General features: G+C 58.8%; 5 protein-coding genes and 1 pseudogene. 4 read left to right on the top strand and 2 right to left on the bottom strand.

The genetic code is table 11. The annotated features are described in order from the left end of the window. Both GHO25_RS24880 and GHO25_RS24875 read right to left on the bottom strand, forming a co-directional pair. Positions 1-337 (bottom strand): hydroxyethylthiazole kinase (locus tag GHO25_RS24880; protein WP_178110226.1); only part of this gene is annotated, 337 nt, incomplete at its 3' end. 126 nt (positions 338-463) lie between these two features. Beyond that, on the bottom strand, positions 464-1,348 hold the full coding sequence (locus GHO25_RS24875; protein ID WP_153393151.1) for a transporter: 885 nt from the start codon (positions 1,346-1,348) through the stop codon (positions 464-466). A gap of 261 nt (positions 1,349-1,609) precedes the next feature. Here GHO25_RS24875 and GHO25_RS24870 point away from each other — a divergent pair, with 261 nt between their 5' ends. The 4 genes and pseudogenes from GHO25_RS24870 to GHO25_RS24855 form a co-directional block, all read left to right on the top strand. Then, entirely contained in the window at positions 1,610-2,710 is a 1,101-nt protein-coding gene (locus GHO25_RS24870) for an LLM class flavin-dependent oxidoreductase (protein ID WP_178110225.1), read from the top strand. 253 nt (positions 2,711-2,963) lie between these two features. After that, entirely contained in the window at positions 2,964-5,093 is a 2,130-nt protein-coding gene (locus GHO25_RS24865; RefSeq protein WP_372240973.1) for a TonB-dependent receptor family protein, read from the top strand. A 49-nt stretch (positions 5,094-5,142) separates the two neighbouring features. Beyond that, positions 5,143-6,840 (top strand): ABC transporter substrate-binding protein, encoded by a 1,698-nt coding sequence (locus GHO25_RS24860; RefSeq protein WP_153393145.1) that lies wholly within the window; start codon positions 5,143-5,145, stop codon positions 6,838-6,840. Continuing rightward, positions 6,837-7,210: pseudogene (locus GHO25_RS24855) on the top strand (ABC transporter permease); the annotation flags it as partial. The gene GHO25_RS24860 and the pseudogene GHO25_RS24855, both read left to right, overlap by 4 nt.

The following is a 7,210-nucleotide window of genomic DNA, read 5'->3' as shown; positions in this document are numbered from 1 at the left end:
ATGCCAGCCCGCCTGCGCCAATCGGGTCCAGCACCCAGGGGCGCCCGGCGTTATGGGCGGCGGCCACGGCCAGGCGCATGCCTTCGACTTGAGCCGTGTTCGGCGTACCGAGGTTGATCAGCACCGCCCCGGCGATGCGCGCAAAATCAGCGGCTTCTTCCGGGTTGTCGACCATGGCTGGCGCGGCACCGGCGCTGAGCAGCACATTGGCCATAAAGTTGGCCGACACCACATTGGTCAGGCACTGCACCAGCGGCGTATTGGCCCGCAGCGCCGCGTGCGTGGCGATCACAGACTCAATAGTCGGGGCAGCAAGGGCAGGGGAGTGATAGCTCATAAACACCTTCGTTGATAAACAAAAATATGTGACACACCCCCTGTAGGAGCGAGCTTGCCTCGCGATCTTTTGATCTTTAAAAGCTCGCGAGGCAAGCTCGCTCCTACAGAGGATGTCTATTTCTTTTTAAAACACATGAGCCAAGCGCAAATTCAGTTGATAGTCGCGTTCAAACCCGCCGCGAACGTTCAGGTCCCTGGCCAGTGTCACTTGCACCTGATCCTTGGCAGTAACGTTGGTGGCGTACAGTGCGCGCCACTGATCAACCCGGGTGCGGGTGCCGTTGTCCACGCCGTCCAGCTGTTGCGCGCCGCCCCAGGTGTGGGAGTAGCCGATTGACACATGGGAGGTGTCAGTCGGGTGATAACTCAACCAGTTGATCACCTGGTAAGAGCGGTCTTGCTTGAGCGTCTGATCACCGCCACCGGCGTCCGTGTTTTTACCGTACCAGGTGATGTCGCCAATCAAGTCCCAGCTCCAGTATTGCCCGAAGCCCTGCACAAAGCCGCCCTGCACAATGCCCTTCCAGCGGTTTTCACCCAGGTTGAAGGCTTCGTGCTTATCGTAAGTGCCGGTGGGCGCGACGATAAACGGCGAAATACCAAACCAGCGGCGCGCCTGCGGGTTGTTCACCAACCACACCGTCGAGGTCAGTTGCACGTCACCGATACCGCTGTTGCCATCAATGGACTGGCCGCCGATTTTCGCGTCATGCAACTGCCCGAACGGCAACACCACTTGCGGGTCAATCGTGTAGCCGAACACCTCCATAAAATGCACGTAACGCAAAATGCCAATGTCAGACCTGAACCGATTACTGCCGTCGACTTTATTACCCGACGCATCGCGGTAAGTGTCTGCCGACGAATGTTGGTAATACAACAGCCCCAGATCAGTGCCCGGTGGCGCGGCAATGTAATCACCCGGATCGGCTTCAGCCGCCTGCGTCTGTTGGGTGATGGACAGCAGGCTGAACAGCGTTAACGGTAAGGCGTAAGTGGTCTTCTTCATGGGTTTATTGAAACGTCTGTCGTCATGTTTACGGGGATGTGGAAATCCGCAAGGGCGACGGTTGTTTCCTGTGGTGATCAGCGTACGCAGGCCGTGCTTATAATCAAAATCACATTTATCACTAACGATAGTGATATAAAAAAGCTGTCCATATGCCGTAAATACATAAGCTTATGACTTTAAATTTAAGCCGCGTACTGCGTTGACAGCCACGAAACAGGCTCATTAGTCTTCGCCCAATCTGAACAGAGGAAGACTCCCGTGGCCCTGAAAGTTTTATGGTATTTGAGCTTTGCCGACGGTACTTATCCGTGGTGCCCGGGCGGGTTATATCCGATTGATTTCGAGCGTTATCGAGCGCTGGCGCAAACCATAGAGCAGGGCGGGTTTTATGGGGCGCATGTTGCAACTTGGCCGAATGATCCGTTTATATCGGCCTCGTTTGCGGCCAGTTACACCCGGCGCATCAAGTTCCTGATTTCTTTTTATTCGCGCATGGTCCCGGCCAAGTTATTGGCCCAACAAGCGCTCACGTTTGACCAACTGACCCAGGGCCGGTTGTTGGTCAATCTGGTCAATGGGCGCGACAACATCATGCAGGGCTACGGCATTACCACCTCCCATGCCGACCGCTACACCCTGGGCATTGATTACTGGCGCAAGTTTGCTTTTTCGTATGCCCAGGGCAGCAAAACCTACTTCCCGAATACCCCGCTGGAAATCCACCCGCAGCAAAAAGACGGCGTGCAACTGTGGGGCACAGGGGATTCAACGGCGGGCGTGGATCACGCCGGCGAGTTGGTCAACGTGTACATGACCATGCTGCGAGAAGTTGAGGTCGTGAGCGAAAAGTTTCACAAGGCGCAGCAGGCGGCGCAGGCTGCAAAGCGCCAGTTCAGCGGGCTGGGCGCCTTGGCCAGCGTGGTTGTAAGGCCGACTGACAGCGAGGCGCTGGCGCACTTTTATGCGATGTTCGAAGCCACCGGCGTTGAGGTGCTGCGCGACAAAATAAACGAGTCAATCGTGCGGCGCAGTGGCGGCAAGTTCAACTTTGCCAACTTTGTCGCCCCGGATGCCAAGCGTGCCGGTTGGCTTGCCCGGCTACGTCAGCGGCAACTACCGACCCTCGAAGAATTGCGCCTGGAAAACAACCTGTACGCCGGGATTACAGCGTGGTCGACGCTGGATGTATTCGGGACTGGCTCATCGTCGGCGTACCTTGTCGGATCGCCCGACAGTATTGTGAATACACTGGGTATTTATCAACAAGAAGCCGGACTTAATGTCATCAGCCTGTCGGGTTGGCCCTTGCAAGAAGAAGCCGACTACGTGGCTAAGTTGCTGTTACCTCGACTTGTTTAATTAACAACTATTGATCTAAGGTGCTGCCAAAAGTTTATAAACACTTTTTTACAAGTGTTGGGAAACAAACACGTGTTCGGCAGTAGCGCTGTAACGCAACAGTCGCACTTACAACATTAAAACCCGAAACACCCGCAAATAAGGCACTTAGCCAGTTGGCACGTTCGCTGCAATAGCGTTGTCATCGTGAGATTGACTATGCCAATAGAAACTCGCCTATTTTCTATTCAGGTGGGGTAATAATTTGAAACGCGTGCACTTGGCTACTTCTGCTGTTAAACGGCATTCCTCCTTATTCGCTGTCAGCAGCGCCTTATTAACCCTTGCCCCGTTTGCCCTGGCCGATGACGCCAGCCCGAACGGCGAGCGACGTCTGGGCACGGTCACCGTGCAAGCCGCCCAACAAACCGAGGTGCAAGCGGCGAAAGCCAAACTCGACGAAGTGGCCGGCGGCACCAGCCTGGTCACTCAGGCGGAAGTCGAAAAGGGCCGCTCGGCCACCCTTGAAGACACTCTGGCCTATCAGCCGGGCGTGTATGCCCAGGCGGCGGGCGGCAACGATGCGATCAAGATCTCGATTCGTGGCTCCGGGGCTAACACCTCACCGGGGTATTTCCGTGAAGGCACCAAGTTTCTCTTTGACGGCCTGGCGCTGACCGGCGCGGGCGGTACACCTTATGAGTTGCTCGACACCCAGGGCCTGAACTACACCGAAGTGCTGCGCGGGGCCAACGCCTTTGAATACGGCGCCTTGTCGTTGGGTGGCGCCATCAACTTTGTCACCAACACCGGCCGCACGGCACCGGGCACGCGCATCAAGGTCGAAGGCGGCAGCTTCGGCTGGGAAAAAGAGACCCTCAGCACCGGCGGTGTGGTGGGCGATGCCGACTACTTTGTCAGCGTCGACAACTCCAAGCGCGACGGCTTCCAGGACTTCACCTACACCAAGGCCAAGGGCATCGTCAGCAACTTTGGCTACCGGTTCAGCCCCAAACTGGAAACCCGCGTGTACCTGCGTTATCGCGAGGAGTACCACGAGAACTCCGGCCAACTGACCCTGGCCCAGTTAAAGAAAAAACCCTCGCAAACCAACATCGCCACCCGTGACACGCGCGGTGATTCAACCAAGCTCGGCTCCACCTGGATCGGCAGCAAAACCACCTACACCTTTGACGATGACGCCAAGCTCGAAGCCGGGCTGGTGTACCACGACTACCCGCAGATCCTCAGCCGCAAAAGTACTGTCAACCCCAACTACTGGGATTGGCGCGACATCAACTACTCGCTCAACTACACCCGCACCGATCACCTGTTTGGCCTGTCCAGCACCACGACCGCGGGCTGGACCAGCACCCAGCACATCAATGCTGGCGTGCGCACCTACAAAGGCAATAAAGACCTAGGCATCCTGCAAAAGGATGTGAAGTACGACGGCTCGTTTGACCACGTGTTCAGCCTCGGCAACGACCTGGGCCTGACCGACAACCTGTACCTGTCTACCGGCGTGTCGGCGATCCAGATCAAGCGCAACGTCAAGGTCTCGTACAGCGATCGCCCCAACACCAGCGGCCTGCCGAGCGAGTACCTCTACGATGAGTGGCGATTCGCCCCGCGCATTGGCCTGCGTTATTACATCGCCCCCGACGTGCAACTGTTCGGTAACGTCAGCCGCACCATCGACCCGCCAAGCTCCTGGTCGATTTCCGGCTCGGGCGTCACCACCAACTACACCAAGCCACTGGTGCCACAAACCGCCAACACCGTGGAATTCGGTATCAAGGGCAAATACGGCATCTTCGACGGCAGCCTGGCGTTCTATAAGTCATGGGTGAAAAACGAGCTGCTCAACGTGCAGGTGCTTCCGGCCACCGCCACCTCGGCTGCCGTGGTGTCTACCTCCAACGCCACACCGACCATTCACCAAGGCATTGAAGCCGGTTTGAGCACCCGTCTGTGGGAAGGCGCCAATGGCGACACCTTGAACTGGCGTCAGGCGTACACCCTCAACGACTTCCACTACGAAAATGACCCGCTGTTCAAAAAGAACGAACTGCCGGGCTTGCCCAAGCACATCTACCAGGCCGAGTTGCAGTACCAATTTGCCAACGGCTTGTATGCCGGGGTCAACGTGCGCACCGCCTCCAGCACGGCCGTGGACTACGCCAACAGCTTCTACGCGCCGTCCTACACCCTGTGGGGCGCACGCTTTGGCTTCGACGATCCGGGCAAAACCTGGCAGGTGTACCTGGACCTGAAAAACCTCACCAACAAGGCCTACGTGACTGCCGTAGCACCGTCGTATGACGTGCAGGGCAAAGACACGGCGGTGCTCTACCCCGGTGATGGTTTCGGCGCCTTTACCGGCGTGACTTACAACTTCTAAGCCTGCGCGGCCAGCGTCGCGAAGTGCGCGGCGCTGGCGGAGGAAGCACATGACCCTGACCACAAGGCTTGCCCGCCTGGCGCTGATCGCCGGTATCGGGCTGCTGGGCGCCTGCAAACCGGCCAGCGAAGCGCCGCGCGCCATCGTCGTCAATGCCGATGCCAGCGCCAGCCAGCCCGATGACTACCGCGAAAGCAGCCCCGGCAAACCGGGCGGCACGCTGCGCCTGTCGACCTCATCCGACACCACCACGCTCGATTTGCACTCGATTTCCCACGGCAACACGCAATGGCTGGGGCGCATCCTGTTTGACTGCCTGGTGTACCAGGACGAGCAGGGCAACATCACGCCTTGGCTGGCCAAGTCCTGGGAGATTTCGCCAGATGGCAAGACCTACACCTTTCATCTTCGTGACGACGTGACGTACAGCGATGGCGAAAAATTCAACGCCCGCGCACTACAGCTCAACCTCGAACACATGCGTGACCCCAAGACCAAATCACCGCTGGCGGCGGCCTACATCGCCCCGTACGTGGACGGTCGCATCATTGATGAGTACACCTTCGAAGCGCACCTGCGCGAACCCTATTCGCCGTTCCTCGATGTGCTGGCGCAGTCGTACCTGAGCATGCTGTCGCCGCGCCAGATCGTCGAGGCACCCAAATCCATCGCCGAACACCCCATCGGCACCGGGCCGTTTGTGCTCGAAAGCTACACCCGCGACCAAGGCCTGAACTTCGTCAAGCGCAAGGGCTACCACTGGGCGCCCGAAGTCACCGGGCATCAAGGCGAGGCCTACCTCGACCGCCTGGAGGTGAGCATCGTGCCCGAGGCGATGATCCGCTTCAGCTCGCTGGAGTCGGGGCAATCCGACTTTACCGTCGATGCGCCGGCGCAAAACGCCAAGGCCATTCGGCAAAACCCCGATTTGCACATCCGCAGCCTGATCCGCAAGGGCAACCCGTTTCGCAGCCTGCAGTTCAACACCGAGAAGTTCCCGTTTCAGGACGTGGTGATGCGCCGTGCGGTGACCAAAGCGGTTGATCGCGATGGCATTGCCTGGATCGCCGGTTTTGGCGAGTACCAGCCTAAAAGCGATTTTCTGGCCAGCAACACGCGCTTCTACGACCCGGCCTACAAAGACGTGCTCAAGTACGACGTGGCCGAAGCCAACCGCCTGCTCGACAGCGCCGGTTGGGAGCAGCGCGACGCCGAAGGTTACCGGGTCAAAAATGGCCAGCGTCTGGCGGCTGAGTTGCTGACTTACGAAACCGGTGCCTACCCCAGCAGCATTGCCGTGGCGATTCAGGCGGACCTGAAAAAGGTCGGCTTCCAACTAACCATCGACATCGCGCCGCTGCCGCAAATCCTCGAAAAACGCTATGCCGGCAACTTCCAGGTCATCGCCGCGGGCTACTGGCACACCAATACCCCGGACGGCCTGTACATCCTCTACCACAGCAAATCCATCAGCACGCCGAGCTTTATCGGGCAGAACATCGGCAGCTTTCGCGACGAGCCACTGGACGTCGCCCTCAGCGCCGCACGGCAGACCACCGATCCGGTTGAATTGCAAAAGCTCTACAGCATCGCCCAGCAGCGCCTTACCGAAAACGTCCCGGCAGCGCCGGTGTACGAGAGCCATGTGCTGGTGGCCTACCGCAACGCGGTCAAGGGCTTGATCTTCGACACCTCGCACAACACTCCGATTTTCACCACGGTCTGGCTCGACCAGGAGGTCAAATGAATCCGCTGCGCCTGATACTTCGTCGATTGTTGTCCGGCATTGGCGTGCTGTGGGGCGCGGCAACCCTGACCTTTCTGGCCATCAACCTGAGTGCGGGCGACCCGGCGATGGCCATTCTCGGCGGGCCGGGGGCCAACCCGAGCGCCGAGCTGATAGCCCAGGTGCGCGCTGAATACGGCCTCGACCAACCCTTGATCGTGCAATACGGCCAGTACCTGGGGCGCCTGGCCCAGGGTGATTTGGGCGACTCGTACAACTTGCGCAGGCCCGTGGGGCAGGTCATCAGCGGGCAACTCGGCGCCACCGTGCAACTGTCGCTGAGCGCTGCGGCGCTGGCGGTGCTGCTGGCCGTGGTGGTGGCGGTGCTCAG

The sequence above is a fragment of the Pseudomonas sp. FSL R10-1350 genome (assembly GCF_009600525.1).
GTDB classification, from domain to species: Bacteria; Pseudomonadota; Gammaproteobacteria; order Pseudomonadales; family Pseudomonadaceae; genus Aquipseudomonas; species Aquipseudomonas helleri.
Note: the sequence above shows the minus strand (reverse complement) of the source record. Positions and strands in the feature narration are given on the sequence as shown.

What these genes read in the sequence shown, in the direction of transcription:
- GHO25_RS24875 (WP_153393151.1), bottom strand. Translation starts at nt 1,348, where the DNA reads ATGAAGAAGACCACTTACGCCTTACCGTTAACGCTGTTCAGCCTGCTG.
- GHO25_RS24860 (WP_153393145.1), top strand. Translation starts at nt 5,143, where the DNA reads ATGACCCTGACCACAAGGCTTGCCCGCCTGGCGCTGATCGCCGGTATC.